Source organism: uncultured Brachyspira sp. (assembly GCF_944390595.1).
Lineage (GTDB): Bacteria > Spirochaetota > Brachyspiria > Brachyspirales > Brachyspiraceae > Brachyspira.
This window is the reverse complement of the sequence record NZ_CALXRN010000019.1, coordinates 1-17,280: the sequence shown is the minus strand read 5'-3', so window position 1 is coordinate 17,280 and position 17,280 is coordinate 1. Positions and strand designations below refer to the sequence as shown.

At 26.9% G+C, this 17,280-nt stretch carries 9 protein-coding genes and 1 pseudogene; 8 read left to right on the top strand and 2 right to left on the bottom strand.

Annotated elements, in window-relative coordinates:
• The 3 genes from Q0J90_RS01125 to Q0J90_RS01115 form a co-directional block, all read left to right on the top strand.
• A partial coding sequence (locus Q0J90_RS01125) for a DUF3298 and DUF4163 domain-containing protein (protein WP_297276162.1) occupies nt 1-593 on the top strand: 593 nt, incomplete at its 5' end.
• A gap of 132 nt (nt 594-725) precedes the next feature.
• A complete protein-coding gene (locus tag Q0J90_RS01120) occupies nt 726-3,965 on the top strand; it encodes an AAA domain-containing protein (RefSeq protein WP_297276161.1) in 3,240 nt (1,079 codons plus the stop codon).
• Entirely contained in the window at nt 3,962-5,296 is a 1,335-nt protein-coding gene (locus Q0J90_RS01115) for a phospholipase D-like domain-containing protein (protein ID WP_297276160.1), read from the top strand. Before Q0J90_RS01120 ends, Q0J90_RS01115 begins: the two co-directional genes overlap by 4 nt.
• On the opposite strand, the gene uvrA is transcribed toward Q0J90_RS01115, so the two are convergent.
• Both uvrA and Q0J90_RS01105 read right to left on the bottom strand, forming a co-directional pair.
• Entirely contained in the window at nt 5,293-11,109 is a 5,817-nt protein-coding gene (uvrA, locus tag Q0J90_RS01110; RefSeq protein WP_297276159.1) for an excinuclease ABC subunit UvrA, read from the bottom strand. The two genes, Q0J90_RS01115 and uvrA, sit on opposite strands and share 4 nt — an antisense overlap.
• A 351-nt stretch (nt 11,110-11,460) precedes the next feature.
• The gene (locus tag Q0J90_RS01105; protein ID WP_297276158.1) at nt 11,461-13,371 is read right to left on the bottom strand and encodes a methyl-accepting chemotaxis protein; all 1,911 of its coding nucleotides are present in this window, start codon (nt 13,369-13,371) and stop codon (nt 11,461-11,463) included.
• 473 nt (nt 13,372-13,844) lie between these two features.
• Here Q0J90_RS01105 and Q0J90_RS01100 point away from each other — a divergent pair, with 473 nt between their 5' ends.
• From Q0J90_RS01100 to Q0J90_RS01080, 5 genes and pseudogenes are all read left to right on the top strand, one after another.
• Nucleotides 13,845-14,156, top strand: a complete 312-nt coding sequence (locus tag Q0J90_RS01100) for an HPr family phosphocarrier protein (protein WP_028328395.1) — start codon at nt 13,845-13,847, stop codon at nt 14,154-14,156.
• 54 nt (nt 14,157-14,210) lie between these two features.
• On the top strand, nt 14,211-15,593 hold the full coding sequence (locus tag Q0J90_RS01095) for a GntP family permease (RefSeq protein WP_297276157.1): 1,383 nt from the start codon (nt 14,211-14,213) through the stop codon (nt 15,591-15,593).
• Between the two features lie 46 nt (nt 15,594-15,639).
• A complete protein-coding gene (gene dut / locus Q0J90_RS01090; RefSeq protein WP_028328393.1) occupies nt 15,640-16,074 on the top strand; it encodes a dUTP diphosphatase in 435 nt (144 codons plus the stop codon).
• 42 nt (nt 16,075-16,116) lie between these two features.
• Nucleotides 16,117-16,938, top strand: coding sequence for a hypothetical protein (locus Q0J90_RS01085; protein ID WP_297276156.1), 822 nt, complete (start codon nt 16,117-16,119; stop codon nt 16,936-16,938).
• A 2-nt stretch (nt 16,939-16,940) separates the two neighbouring features.
• Nucleotides 16,941-17,280, top strand: a pseudogene (locus tag Q0J90_RS01080) (hypothetical protein); the annotation flags it as partial.

Here is a 17,280-nt window from a genome sequence, read left to right as displayed (position 1 = left end):
CTGCAAGTATTGATAAAATTAATTTAGACATAAATAAAGATTTTGGAATAACTGATGCAAGCACTTTCAATGATTTGGGTAAATTATTAACAGCTCAAAGTTTAATAAGCAATAAAATGACTCCTATATATGATGAGTGGGTAAAATCCGATTATATATCACATATAGAAAATTATTCTTCTCAATTCGGCATAGACTATTTAAGTGAAAAAGTTGTATCTATAAATAAAATGGTTTATGAATATACAGGCGGTGCACATGGAAACTATGCTGCAGTAAACAGTGTATACTCATTAGAAACAGGAAATCAATTAAAAATAGCAGATTTAATTACAGACTTAAAAAATGCTGACTTGATTAAATTAATAGTAGATAAGCTAGTAAAAATAGAAGGCAGAGATGCTAATTCTTATTTCGGATTAGATGAACTTTCATTAGAAAACAACAATTTCTATTTGACATCAAAAGGTTTAGTATTTACTTGGGGAATATACGAGATCGGACATTATGCAATAGGTGAGACTAGAGTATTAATACCAACAGAAGAAATCAAACCTTATTTGAAAGACGGATACAAAACAATATTTGAATAATAAAAATATCTATTTATAAAGTGTATAAGAGGGTAGTTATTATTTAACTATCCTCTTAATTATATATACTTAAATATTTGCAATTTAATATAATTCATGATATTATGCAGAATAAATAGTTTAGGATTAGTTATGTATGATGATTTTTCAGAAGTAAATAAGATAAAAGATAAATATCAAATTAATAAAATCAATGAAAGATACATAGAATGCAGCTATAATAATATAGAATATCATATAATTCCAATACAAAAAAATGAAAAATCAGATATAATATCATTTACAATAAAAGATTTATCATCTATCAAACATAAAAACATATTAAATATAGAAATAGAAGAAGATAATAATTATTTCTATATGATTTATGAATATAATAATATGTATCTGGAACAAATATATAATACTTTAAAAAAAAACAGACGCATATTAGTTGAATGTTATATACAAATATCAGAAGCTATAATATTTCTTCACAATAAAAATTTAATTCATGGAAATATAACACCATATAATATAGTGGTAGATAGAGAAAATACAGTATATCTGCTTGATTTTGGAAAAAATTATTTGTATTGTAAAAGCTTAGATAACATATCTACAGAAAAAGATATTCTATACCATTCTCCTGAACAATTACAAATGATAAAAGAACCTATAAACTCTGAAACTGATATATTTTCTTTTGGACTATCAATGCTGCAACTTCTTACGGACTCCATAGATGAAAGTATATTTAAATCATATAAATCGCCTGAAGATTTAGATAATATTTTTCAAATTATATATAATAAAAATGGAGAATATATAAATAACTTAAAAAATGAAGATAAAAAATTATTTCCTTTAATAAAAAAAACACTTGAAATTAATCCAAATGATAGAATAAAACCTAATGAATTAAAAGAAGAATTAATAAAAATACATAAAGTAATATCATCACAAAATCAAAAAAAATATTTAATATCAATTCATATTAAATGTGCTAATAAATATAAAATGGCTAATAGAATCAATTCAGATTTAGATTTAATCCTGCATTTATCATCTAAAAATAAAAAACATTATCCGTATTTATTATATTGTGAAAGAGAAAATGATGATGAAATTCATATATTAATAGATGATTTAATATTGTTTTGTTCTGCAGACTACAATAAAAATCCTCATAATTTCTTTTGTTTTTCAATACGTGAGGACACAAGAAAAAGTGAAGATATAAAAAAAAATGGTATTATGTACTATGATATATCATTTGAATTTAAAATAGGAAATCCTGATAATATTTATAATTTTAATGATATAAAAAGTCTTGTAGATGAATTATATAATAAATATCAAGAAAATAAAAAAGAATATAATAACTATAAAATAGATATTAAATCAATAGAAAATGAAGAAGACTTATTAAAAAAAGAGGAAGAGGTTCTAAATGATAAAAAAATGGCAAAGATTTGTTCATTTGATAAACTTACAAAATCTTCAAATACTATAACTTTTTTAGCATACAATGATTCTGATAAAAAAGAGTTTAAAACAGGAAATAAGGTAATTATAAGTAAAGTACCTCATAATCAAAAAAATAAAATAGATGATATAGCAAATCTAGAAGAAGATAATATAATATGTTCAGGAGTAGTTGAAAGAGATATTATAATAAATGGAAAAGAAAATATAATTATAGAGATAGATGAAAAACAAAAAATAGAATTAAATAAAAATAACACTTTTAAAAAAGATGAAAAACAAAAATATAATATAGCTTATGATTATACAGTAGAAGAAATTTTACTTAATAAAAGAAAAAGTGCATTAAATCAATTAAAATCAGGAAATGCTCAGATACCTTATTTGCTTAGAAAAATAAATGAACCATCTGTGTTAAAAGATTTTACTTTAAAAGATTTATATATAGATAATAAAGACTTAGACAGTAATCAAAAGGAAGCAGTACAAAAAGCTATAAGTTTAGCACCAGAGTCTGAATTTATGCTTATACAAGGACCTCCGGGTACAGGAAAAACTACAACAATCGTTGAAATTATAAAAAATATTTTGAAAGATAAAAAAAGAAATAAAATATTAATATCATCTCAAAGTAATCAGGCCTTGGATAATGTATTAGAAAAAATTTGCGATGATAATGAAAATATAAAAGTATTAAGAATAGGACGCGATAAAAATAAAATTAGTGAAAAGGCACAATTATACACAGAAGAAAAAGTATTGGATAAAATAATAAATGGCACAATAGAAAATATTAAGTCTTCTAATATAGAAGATAGATTTAAACATTTACAAAAAGACTTTTTAGAAAAAATACAGACTGTAAGCAGTAAAGTTCATTCATCTGATAAAAACGGTATAGATTATGAAATAGGAAATATATTCTTAAAGCACATAAATGTATTTTTTGGAACACTTTTAGGAATTTCATCTATAAAAGATTGGAGAAGTACTATTTTTAATATGGCAATAGTAGATGAATCAGGAAGAGCAACATTAAGTGAATTATTAGTACCTATCATAAAGTCAGATAAATTTGGATTAGTAGGAGATCAGAAACAATTAGCTCCTGTAATAGATGATGATGTATTTTCAAAATTAAAAAATGATAATAGTGATATAGAAAATATAAAAACTTCTTTTTTTGAAAGAATATTTAACAGAATGGAAAAAGATAAAAAACACCTGTTTAAACATATACTTACAACAAATTATAGAAGTGAAGATAAAATATGTCAATTATATAATAATGCATTTTATGACGGAATATTAACAACTAGTGATAAGATTATTAGAAATCATAATTTAAATAAATATACTTCAAGTGTAGTTCTTATATCAACTTCTAAAATTGAAAAAAGAAAAAAAAAAAAAAAAGGAACAGGAAAAATAAATAGACTAAATGCTGAAATTATTAAAAATATATTGCTTGAGATATTTGAAGGAATTAATAATAATAATCTAAATAAAACAATAGGGATAATAACTCCTTATAAAGCACAAGTAGTTTTTTTGAAAGAATATTTATATCATAATATAAATAACTTTAAAGATAGAAATATAGATATAGGTACTGTTGATAGTTTTCAGGGAAGTGATAGAGATTATATAATATACGACTCTGTAAGAAGCCAAAAAAATCCAAGAGGAAATAGAATAGATTTTATTGCAGATGAAAAAAGGCTAAATGTTTCACTATCAAGAGCAAAAGAATTATTAGTCATAGTAGGAGATATAGATTTCTTATATAAAAGTACTACTTCTGATAATAATAATCCTTTTAAAAGTATAATAGGATATATATATAACAATGCAGATAAATATAATATCTATGATGCCAAAAATTATATGGATGTAGAAAAATGAAAAATAATACTAACAATACTACTAAAAACAATATAAGTAAAGAAATGATATATCATAAATTTTATGATTATTATTCTGATAATGATAATAAAGAATTAAATTATTCAATATATGATGTAAGAGAAGTTTATTATCCATATTATAGTATTACAGTTTTATATCAAAAAAATGAAAAAAAAGAAATACATCCAATTTATATAAGCATATTATCCATAATAGAAGAATTAGCATCATTTAGAGATATAAATATATTAGATACTTTAAAAGAAATAACTTGCTTAGATGATGATATATTTAACAGTATTTTATCAGATTTGAATATGTCTGGATATATAGATTTAAAAAACTTATCAATAACAGAAAAAGGCAAGAAAATAAAAAATAATGCATTTGAAAATATAGTAGAAAATAATACGGCATATGTACAAATAGATGGAATTACAGGAGAAGGTATAAGTGTGAATTTTGATAGAAAATATGATACAAAAAGTTTTCCAGAACAAGATAAATATGAATTAAAACCAAAATTATTAGTTTATCCTAGAACAGAAACATTGTTGGAGAATATCACAGAAATAAAAACAGTATATAAAGTGTTATATGAAACAATATACAAAGCAGATAATAAGATAGTAAATATATCAGAAATAAAAATAACAAAAAAGTTTTTTGAAAAATATTATTGTATCTTTTATACTAATGATAATAGAGACGAGAAGAGATTAATAATTAATAATAATTATATAGAAGATGAGGAAAATACTGAAAAATTTAATAAAATTATTAATAAAATGGAAATCTCAAATAAAAAATCTGCGGATTATCAAGAGCATGAAAAAATTAAGAAAGAATATAATATAAATACAAATTTTGATGAAATAGAAGATGGAAAATTAATAAATGCTTCTGAACATCCTAAATATTTTAAATATATATTAGAAAAAGCTTCAAAAATTATATACATTCAATCTCCTTGGATAAAATATGAAGTATTAAAATTATATGAAGAAAAAATAGAAGATGCATTAAAAAGAAATATAAAAATAATAATATCTTATGGTATGAAAAAGAGAAATAGAAATGATAAAAATTCTATTGATAAAGATTCAAAAAATAAATTAGATGAACTACAAAAGAAATACAAGGATTTATTAATTTTAAAAGAAGATCATAATCATTCTAAAATATTGATTTGTGATGAAAGTTTTGCAATAATAGGCAGCTTTAATTGGTTAAGCTACTCAGGAGGAGATAGCAGAGGAGAAACATCTACAATAAATAAAAATATCAATACAATAAATGATTTAGTAAGAAATAAATTTCAATGCTAAATATACTTCCAAGTGTAGCCTTTTTTCATCTCCAAAATTTCTTCAACAGTTCCTTTAGCAATGATTTCTCCTCCGTTAGTGCCGCCCTCTAAACCTAAATCAATAATATAGTCAGCAGTTTTTATAACATCAAGATTATGCTCTATTATTATAACGCTATGTCCTTTCTCTACTAATTTGTTTAAAGCTATGAGAAGTTTATTAACATCATCAAAATGAAGCCCTGTAGTAGGTTCATCTAATATGTATACAATATGCTCATCCCCTTGTTTTTTCGCTAATTCTGTAGCAAGCTTCAAACGCTGTAATTCACCGCCTGAGAAAGTATCAAGCCTTTGAGAAAGTTTTATATAACCAAGTCCAACCTCACCCATTATTGATAAAGTTTTTGTAATTGATTTGTCGAAGTCGAAAAACTCTATTGCCTCATCAACTGTTAATTCTAATACTTCGGCTATGTTTAAAGATTTGAATCTTACGGATAAAGTTTCATCATTGTATCTTTTACCTCCGCAAGCCTCGCAGACTATTTCCATGTCAGATAAGAAGTGCATTGCAATTTTTCTTATACCTTTACCTTCGCATATATTGCATCTTCCTTCTTTGCCGTTATATGAGAATCTTCCCGGAGCGAATGCTTTTGCTTTTGCTGTAGGCGTTTTAGCAAATATGTTTCTTATTTTATCGAACACTTTACTATAGCTTACTAATGTACTTCTAATAGAACCAACTATTGAAATTTGATCAACTAATATAGTATCAGAAACAATGCTAGGTATTTCAACACTTTCAAATTTTGAATATTGATTTAGTCTGCGTTTTTTTAGAGCAGGGTAGAGAGTGTCTATTATCAATGATGACTTACCGCTTCCTGATACTCCTGTAACAACTACTATCTTTTTTAATGGTATATCAACATCAATATTTTTTAAATTGTTTGTTGAAACATTTTTTAATTTTATGCATTCAGTTTCTTCATTTCTTACAGCAGTTTTCTCAAATACTTTTTTTCTCTCGCTTAAATAATTTCCTGTGAGCGAATTATCATCTTTTAATATATCATCATATTTACCTTGAAAAACTACTTCACCTCCGAAAGCTCCAGCATAAGGCCCCATATCTACAATATTATCAGCAGCCTTCATAGTATCTCTGTCATGTTCTACTATTACAAGAGTATTTTTTAAATCCCTCAATTCTTTTAATGTATCAAGCAAATGATTTGTATCTCTTGGGTGAAGTCCCACAGTAGGCTCATCTAATACATAAAGTACTCCTGTAAGTTTAGATCCCAACTGACTAGCAAGTCTTATTCTCTGTGCCTCACCGCCTGAAAGTGTTGCATATTTTCTGTTTAAAAATAAATATCCGAGTCCTACTTTATCCAAGAAACTTAATCTTGTTCTTATTTCTTTTATAGCTTCTTTTGATATAGTGTTTTCTCTTTCTGTCAAAAGATTTGGAAGTTCATCAAAGAAGTTAATAGCTTCTTCAACTGTCATTGCACATACTTGGCTTATATTTTTATTTTGTATAGTGTATGATCTTATTATTTCATTTAGTCTTTCTCCATGACAAGAATCACATTCCTCATCAATAAAGAATTTACCAAGTGATTTATCCTTCCATTCTGAATAATCATCACTTGTAACATCATTATTAGAATGCCACTCAGTAATAACATTTCCTACAGAATAATCGCCTCCAAAGAAGAATGTGTCAATAACTTTTTTATCTAGTTCATTGAAAGGAGTATCATATAAATCTTTTTTTGTTATTCCGCTTCTTCTTAAAAATCTCATTAAAGAATCTGTATAATGCTTTCCTGGAGTAGAAAACATATTATGAATAGCTGTATCTAATGCACCATCAAATAATGGTTTTGTACTATCTTTTATTGCTAAATCTATACTGAACGTAGGTTTGCTTCCAAGTCCTTTACATTCCTCACAATATCCCCAATGAGAGTTAAATGAAAAATGTCTTGGTGTAACTTCAAAATCAAATAATATTCCATGAAGCAAGCAGGCAGGAAATTTTGTATGGAAACTTTCTTTTACTATTATTCCATGAGAGGCTTTTATATGTGCTACTCCATTTGATAAATCCATTGCTCTGTCAATAGCATCTGCAATTCTAGCTCTTTTATCCTTTCCTACAACAATCCTGTCAATTACTATACCTACAGAATATATTTCTTCTTTAGACAATTCTTTAATATCTTCATCTGTAATATCATCTATAACATAATCATTATTGTTGATCTGCATTCTTACATAACCAGCTTCTATGGTTTTTTCTATAATCTTTTTAATATCTTTTGCATCATTATCATCGAAAGTAAATCTATGATTAAATGAGCTATGATACAAAGGAGAAATTATAACAAGTTTATGCAAATCCATAGTATCAACAATTTCAGTTGCAAGTATGGAAGGAGTTTCAGCTTTTAAAGTATCTTTATCAGAGCAATGTGGACAATGAGGTTTTGATACTCTAGCAAAAATTAGTCTGAAATAGTCATAAATTTCTGTAACCGTTGCTACAGTAGAACGGGGATTTCTGCTTACATTTTTCTGATCAATTGCAATTGCAGGAGCTAATCCTTCTATTTTTTCAACATTAGCATCTTCAAATCTTCCTAAAAATCTTCTTGCATAAGTAGAAAGCGATTCAACGAATCTTCTTTGTCCTTCTTTAAATATAGTATCGAATGCAAGAGAAGTTTTTCCGCTTCCTGATACACCTGTTATGACATTTATTTTATTTTTTGGAAGTGTCAAGCTTATATTTTTAAGATTATGTTTATTAGCACCTTTTATAATAAGAGAAGTATTTTCTTCTTTTTTTGTTTCTTCTGTTTTGATATTTTCTTTTTTCTTTTTTGAAGGCTTTAATATTTCTTTAAGTTCTTTTGCTGTAAGAGATTCTTTTACTTTTATTATATCTTCAGGCTTACCCTCGGCAACAACTCTTCCTCCCTTATCCCCGCTTAAAGGCCCCATATCTATAATATAATCAGCACATTTTATAACATCTAAATTATGCTCTACAACTAAAACAGTATTTCCTTTCTCAACAAGTCCGTCCAATGCTTTTAATAATTTCTTTATATCCTCGAAATGAAGTCCTGTAGTAGGCTCATCTAATATATATAAAGTGTTTCCTGTAGATATTTTATGAAGTTCACTTGCAAGTTTTATTCTTTGAGCTTCTCCTCCTGAAAGAGTAGTGGAAGGCTGACCTAATTTTATATATCCAAGTCCTATATCTTCCATTATTTTTAATATTCTTGTAATAGAAGTTATACCATCAAAAAATACAATCGCTTCAGATACACTCATTTCAAGAACATCATAAATAGTTTTATCTTTATATTTAACATCTAAAGTTTCTGCATTAAATCTCTTTCCTCCGCATTCCTCGCAAGGCACTAATACATTAGAAAGAAACTGCATTTCTAATTCTATAACTCCTGCACCTTCGCAAGTAGGACATCTTCCTGTTTTTACATTGAATGAAAATCTTCCTTTATCGTATCCTCTCATTTTAGCAAGTTTAGTAGCTGCAAATAAATCCCTTATAGGCGATAAAACTTTTGTATAAGTTGCTGGGTTGCTCCTTGGTGTTCTTCCTATAGGAGACTGATCAACTTCTATAACCTTATCAATATTTTCAAGTCCTTCTATTCTTTCATGGCTTCCTGGAGTTAAAGTCTTACCATAAAAATAATTATGCAATGCACGCATTAAAATATTTTCAACTAAAGTAGATTTACCGCTTCCTGAAAGTCCTGTAACAACAATAAATACACCCAAAGGAAACTCAACATCTATATTCTTAAGATTAAATTGATTAGCTCCAATTACTTTTAAAAACTTTCCGTTTCCTTCGCGTCTTTGTTTAGGAATCTCTATATCATCATCGCCGCGTAAATATTTAGCAGTATATGATCTATCAGATTTTATAAACTCTTCATAATCACCAATGCCTACAACTTCACCGCCATTAACACCAGCATTAGGCCCTATATCAATTAAATAGTCTGATTCCTCCATAGTTTCTTTATCATGCTCTACAACTATGACAGTATTATTTTTATCTCTTAATGTTTTTAATGATTCAATTAATTTCTTATTGTCAGATTGATGCAAACCTATTGAAGGCTCATCAAGTACATATAATACACCTTCAAGTCCGCTTCCTATTTGTGATGCTAATCTTATTCTTTGAGATTCTCCGCCTGAAAGAGTAGGTGAGGAACGCTCTATTGTTAAATAAGTTAATCCCACTTTCACCAAAAATGTTAATCTGTAAATAATTTCTTTTACTATAGGAGCACCTATAACTTCTTCATTTGGCTTCAATTTTAATTTTGTGAAATAATCATATAAATCTTCTATAGTCATTGAAGAAAAATCAGCTATAGTTTTTCCATTAAATTTTACTGACAAAGCATCTTCATTAATTCTTTTTCCCTTACACTTAGGACATTCAACTTCGTCCATAAAATTAGCATAATAACTATTTTTATAAGTTTCATAATCATATTTTAATCTATCCAAAATTCCAGGAACTCTTTCTTCAACAAGTTTGCTATGATACCAAAATCTTTTTTTCCATTTTACTTCTTTATCAGTACCATAAAGTAAATATTTTTTTTCTGTTTTAGTTAAATCTTTCCAAGGCTTTTTTAAATCTATTTTATAAGTCTTGGCAATCACTTCTAATTCATCGATACCATATTCCATATCAAAACCAATATGATCATCTACGAAACAGGATAAAGCACCATCATAAACATTTAAATTTTCATCTTCTACAATATGCTTTTCAGTGAATACATGTTCAACTCCAAGTCCTCCGCAAACTGTACATGCTCCCATAGGGTTATTAAATGAAAATAAATTAGGCTCAATATCAGCAATAGAGTGTCCGCAGTTAGCACAAGATCTTTCAGTCGTATATAATTTATAATACTTATCTATTTCAAACTGCTTACTCATTTTAATTTTTTTCTTTTTTGTTTTTGTATCTTCTTCAGCATTTTCTTGACTTTGTGTTTCTAATACTTCTTCACTCTTTTCATGTTCTTCATAGAATGCCACTAAACCTTTTGTTATTCTTATAGCTCTCTCAATATCATCAGTGATTCTTGATAGGTATTTATCTTCAACTTTTATTCTGTCAATTACTATTTCTAAAGTATGCTTCTCATATCTTTTAAGTTCTGGTATTTCATCTTCATCGAATTTATAAACTATATTATCAATTCTTATTCTAGGATAACCTGCAAGTTTTACTTCTTCAATTTCTTTTCTATACTCTCCCTTTCTATCTCTTACAATAGGAGCAAGAACAAGAATTCTTTTTTGAGCAAACTCCCTTAAAACGCTTTGTGCAATTTGGTCTTCGCTTTGCTTAGAAATTTTATGTCCGCATTTAGAGCAGTAAGGCACTCCAAGTCTTGCAAATAATAATCTAAAAAAGTCATAGATTTCTGTAACGGTACCTACGGTAGAACGAGGATTTTTATTTACGCTTTTTTGGTCTATAGAAATAGTAGGGGATAGTCCTTCGATATGTTCAACATCAGCTTTAGCCATAACGCCTAAAAACTGTCTTGCATAAGCTGACAATGATTCTAAATATCTTCTCTGTCCCTCTTTGAAAATAGTATCGAATGCTAGAGAACTTTTTCCGCTTCCTGATACTCCTGTTAAAGTAGTTAGTGTTTTATGAGGTATTGAAAGTGATACGTTTTTAAGGTTATGCTCTTTAGCACCTCTTATTTCTATAGAATTATTAGCCATAAAAAATCCTTACAAAAAGTTAAAATATTATAACATAAATCCTATATAAAAAAAGGTATTATCGATATTAAATATTAATAAATAATTTTTGCTATATTCAACCTCTTTAGAATTTTTACTAGAAAATCAAATTTAAAATTTATTCACTGCACGCAGAATAAAGTAAAAAAATAAGATTTATTCATAATTCAAATTTCACAAAATATAATAACAAGTTAACCGTGCGTTAAAGAGATTATGAATTTAATAAAAACTAGGGCGGGTATTCATATTTCTATTTAATTAAATTATAAACTCAAAATGAATTATAATACATATAGGGCGGGGTATGTAATAAAAACTATAAATAATCTACTTTTTAAAAAATGATATAGCCTCTTCTATATTAGAAGTATTCTGCTTCAAAGAATTAGATAAATCATTTAATGAATGTATAAACTCTCCATTATTTTTTGTACCTTGTTCTATATGAGCCATATTTTCATTTATTTTATTTATTCCTAATTCCTGTTCTTTTAAAGCTATTGAAAATTCATTAACAATTACAGACATTTCATCTATTTTATTTTTTATATCTTCAAATAATTTTTTAGATTCCATAGATGATTTTTCAGATTTTTTAATTTTTTCATTACTTTCATTAATTAGTTCTATAATGGATTTTACAGATACAGAAGAAGTTTGTGATAAAGCTCTAACCTCAGAAGCAACAACTGCAAAACCTTTACCCTGATCTCCAGCACGTGCTGCTTCCACAGATGCATTTAAAGCCAAAAGACCTGTCTGCATTGCTATATCTTCTATAGACTTAGTTATATTTCCTATTTTAGAAGAAACTTCAGATACTAGTTTAGCTGTCTCTGCTGTTTCTATTATACTCTCGTATGCTTTATCAACCATATCTTTAGATTCTTTCATCATACTATCTATTTGAACAGAATTCATGCTTGTCTGCAGTATTGTAGAACTTATCTCTTCAGTTGAACTTGCTACAGATGCTATATCAATAATATTTTCCTCTGTTCTAGCAGATAATGTTGAGCCTCCTAATACTAATTCATTAACATTATCTCTTGTTTCATTAATACTCTTTTCTGCTATATCAATTATATCTCTAATTGCTCTTTTCATATCTCTAAAAGTTTTTACTAATTCTCCTATCTCATCTTTCCTTAAATATTTATCAGGAATAGTACCAATAATAATATTTCCATTCGCTATTTTTTTAGCTTCATTAACTAATAAATTAAGAGGAGAAAGCATAGTCTTACTGTAAAAGAATAAAAATAGAGTAATAACTAATATTAGAACAATGGATACAATAATATTTATTATAATTAATGTATTAACATCCTTAAAAATTTCATCATCAGTATAACTTACAATTAAATACCAAGATGTGTTTTTAATCGGTTTAAAAGAACATATATATTTAACTCCATCATCATTAACATACTTATAAGTACCATCTTTCTGTTCAAGTATATATTTTAAAAAATAATCCTCTTTTGGTTTTCTAGCATCTTCTCTTCTCACATAAGAAGAATTATCAATCACATCACTTTGCAGCATATACAATCTATTGGTATCTGTATGTGCTATTATATTTCTATTTTTATCTATTATACATAATGTTCCATTATCTCCTATCTTTTTACCAGCTATATACTCCCTCAAAAATTTTCCCCAATTTATAGATGAATTTAATACTCCTAAAACTTTACCATTTTCATCTTTAATACCTTTCCAAATAACATATATAGGATTATTAATATCATAAAATGACGGCTGCACAAAATCTCTTCCAGCAAAATCATAACCTGTATTTGCAAATCTTTTCCAATCTTCCGAATCTTTCCCATAGTTTATATTTGAAAGTTTTCCCCCAACGGAATCTAAAAATATTTGAGCATTAAAATTTACTAATGAATAATTATAAAAAACTTCTGTATCTTTCACTTCTTCGGTAAATCTCTTTAATGAATTCTCAGCTAACAGTTTGTTTTCATCTGTTGGATTTTTTAAGAAATTTATTATATTAGTGTCTTTAGAATATATATCCATTACAAGATTTTTTTCTTCAAAATAAAGATTAATCATATCATTATATGATGATAAACTTGTATGAAGCGTTTTTATTGCTGTATTTTCTATAGAATTTACAGAAAATTTAATTATTATAGTTATTAATATTATTTCAACAATTATTAATAATATAGTTATAACAAATGGTATTTTAAATGATAGATTGTTAAATTTCATACCTAATTATTCCGCCATAATTTCTTAAAGATAATTTTTATTATATAGTATAAATTATTATATAATACTTTTTTATTATATCAATACCTAATAAATAAATATATATAGATTTAGACATTTATATACTAAAAATATACATTTTAAATATTTTAATTTTTTATTTTGTATAATTTTATCTCAATTTAAAATTACACAAAACTATTCTTACAATTCATACAAATTATAACATACAATAAAAAATATAATATATTAACAAGTTTCTATTTATATATTTTTATTAATTTATAATAAAAATAATGCAGTAAAAAACAATTTAATATTTTTACAAATTAAACATCTATAACCAATTAATAGTTAAATAATCTTATATTCGTATAGATATACAAATGCTTACTATTATAGTATATTTTTTATATTGAAAAATATAAAAAAATATACTATAATAAGTATATATTAAAAGCATAGGATAATTAATGACATTAACAAATGTAGTTACAATCAAAAGCAAAAATGGAATGCATCTAAGACCAGCCGGAGTTTTATCTCAAATTTCAAGTAAAAGCGATTATTCAAACATAGGTATATTTCTATTATATAATGGTGTTAGAGCCGATGCTAAAAGTGTATTCAATATAATGGGACTTGGAGCATTTCAAGGTGCAAATCTCATATTAGAAATTGAATATGAAGAAGGAATGTTAGAAATAGCAAAAGAAGCAGAAAAAGAACTAGTAGATTTTTTTGAAGAAGGCTATATTCACGCAGAAGTTCCTGAAGAAGATTAATTCAAAATAATCAAAAATTTTAATTAATATCATCATATTTATAAAGGATATACAATGATTAGTTATTTTGTAATAGCTATGCTTGCCATATCTATAATAGTAGTAATGGTTTTAACTATTAAATTTAAAGTTCATCCATTTATCGCTATGCTGCTCGTTGCTATATTTTTAGCATTTACTTTGCATATTCCAACTAATAAAGAAACAAATTATATAACTGAAATATCTGCTTCAATTGGTAAAGGCTTTGGTTATGCTTTAGCTAATGTAGGTATAATAATTGTACTTGGAAGTATTATAGGTAATATATTAGAAATGTCCGGTGCTGCTTTAAAACTTGGAGAAATAGTAATAAGAATAGTTGGAAAATCTCATCCGGCATTAGCAATGAATATATTAGGTTTTATAGTTTCAATACCGGTATTCTGCGATTCCGGATATTTAATACTTACACCATTAAGAAAAGCAGTTGCTAAAAAAAGCGGGGCTTCCCCAGTAGCTTTATCTGTGGCTTTATCAACAGGACTTTATGCATCTCATGCTTTAATACCTCCTACACCAGGACCTGCTGCTGTTGTTAATCTTTTTGGTTTGGAAGCACATTTGCTTACAGTAATTATTATAGGTTTAATAATAGCAATACCTACTTCTTTAGTTGGGGCTATTTATGGAATATTTATATCAAAATACATAAAAAAACCTAATTATCCGGATAAATCTCCTACTTATGAAACATTAATTAGCGACATCGGAGGACTTCCTCCTGCCTGGAAATCATTAGCTCCTATATTTGTTCCGCTTATACTAATGGCTATAGGTACTATTGTAAGATTTGATTCTTTTAAACTTGGCGACAGCTTAATAAGAAATATTTTCATATTTTTAGGCGAACCTAGTATGGCACTATTTATAGGTTTTCTATTTTCATTATTATTAACACATAAATTTAATAAGGAAGAAATATCTATGTGGATAGGTGATGGTATAAGAGCATCCGGAAGTATATTAGCAATAGTTGGAGCAAGCGGTGCTTTTGCCGAGGTATTAAAATCAACAGAACTTGCAAAAATAATACCTGAATTAGGAGACATATTTGTATCTTTAAACATAGGATTATTATTACCATTCATAATGGCTTCTGCATTAAAAATAATGCTGGGTTCTTCTACAATAGCAGTTGTTACTGTAGCTACTCTTTTTGCACCTCTATTAAATACATTAGGATTTACAACTCCTATATCACAAGTATTAGTATTAATGTCTATAGGTGCCGGTTCTATGATAGCTTCTCATGCAAATGACAGCTATTTTTGGATTGTTGTAGAACTATCCGGTTTAAGTGTTAAAGATGCGTATAAAGCTAGAACATTAGCTACTTTTGTTCAAGGTATTACAGCATTTATAATAATAATGATACTTTCTTTTTTATTTAGATAATTCAAATAATAATAATTAATCAAAATTATATAATTAGGAGAAAATAATGTTAAATATAAAAATAATAAATAAATCAAAAAATCCGCTGCCAAAATATCAAACAGCTGGTTCATCGGGATTGGATTTACATGCTAATATAGAAGAACCTATAACATTAAATAAGAATGATATAGTATTAGTACCCACAGGACTTTATATAGAAATTCCGGAAGGATATGAAGCACAGATAAGAAGCAGAAGTTCATTAGCTTTAAAAAATGGAATATTCTGTCTTAACTCTCCTGCTACCATAGATAGTGATTACAGAGGAGAACTAAAAATAATATTGGCATCTTTAACTGATAAGCCTTTCACTATAAATCATGGAGACAGAATAGCTCAAATGGTATTTGCTAAAGTTGAAAAAATAAATTTTGAAGAAGTAGATTCTCTTTCGGATACAAAAAGAGGGGAGGGAGGATTTGGAAGTACCAATAAATAAATTATGTATTGATATTTCTACAATTATCTGTATAATATAAATATGAAAAATGTATTAAAAGTATTTTTAATTCTTTTATTAATATTAGCAGCCATTTCATGCGGATTGCCGGATGTTACAGGAATAACTTTAGAATTAAATCAGCCATATATAACTAAAATTATACCTGGTGATAATCAATTAACAGTAGAATTTGAGGCACAGAATAATGAGCCTTCATTCAGCGGTTATAATATATATTTTGGAGACAGCACAGATCCTAGAAAATATAAATTATACAGTCCTCAAAAATATTTGCCTACAATAACAGAGAAACCATTTACAACAGTTAAGAAATACAGCCATACAATAAAAATAGGTGATTACTATTCTACAGGCGGTTCTGAAGTAGATACATTAACAAGTTATGAATTAAATAACGGTATACCAATATATGTATGGGTTTCATCATATCAGATAACCCCTCAATTAGAAAGTTATTACTATTATGATAATTTCGTAAAAATGGGAACTCCAAGACCTGAAATACTTAATAGAACTGTAAATGCAGGCGAAACTATAGATGGTACTGGAAGAGCAATAGCAACTTTAGTTCTAAGCGGAACTCAATTAGTTTTTAGGAATGTTAGCGGCGGAAGCATGATGAGAGTTGCTGGTACATCTTTAACCGATGTTGTAGTTCCTCCAGAAAATGGATATGGTGCTGCCGATTTACAAGTATCAGCTAACAGACTTTATTTAATAAAAATAACAGAAGGCGGAAATTCCTATTATGGAAAAATATATGTAAGGAGTGTTAATGGTACATCAAGTGCTGTAATAGATTATTGTCATCAGCCTAGTGCCAATATATTAAGTTATTAACTATGAAAAAAATTTTTATATTTATAATATCATCAATTTTTTTATTTACATCTTGTAATGAAGAACTTATCACAATTGTAGATGAATATAATGCACCTTATGATATAAAAGCGATACCTAGCAATAATGCTGTTTATATAAGTTTTTGGTCAGGAATACTTGCTTCAGACTTTGCAGGATTTAATTTATATGCAGGAACTGCTAATTCTTTCAATCAGCCTGCAGATGCAATAAAAAATGCATCCGGAGGATATCCTACTATAGCTGGTTCAAATCATACTAGAACTAATTTTGTAATACAAATCCCCACATACACATTTGCTAATGGAACATTGTATTACA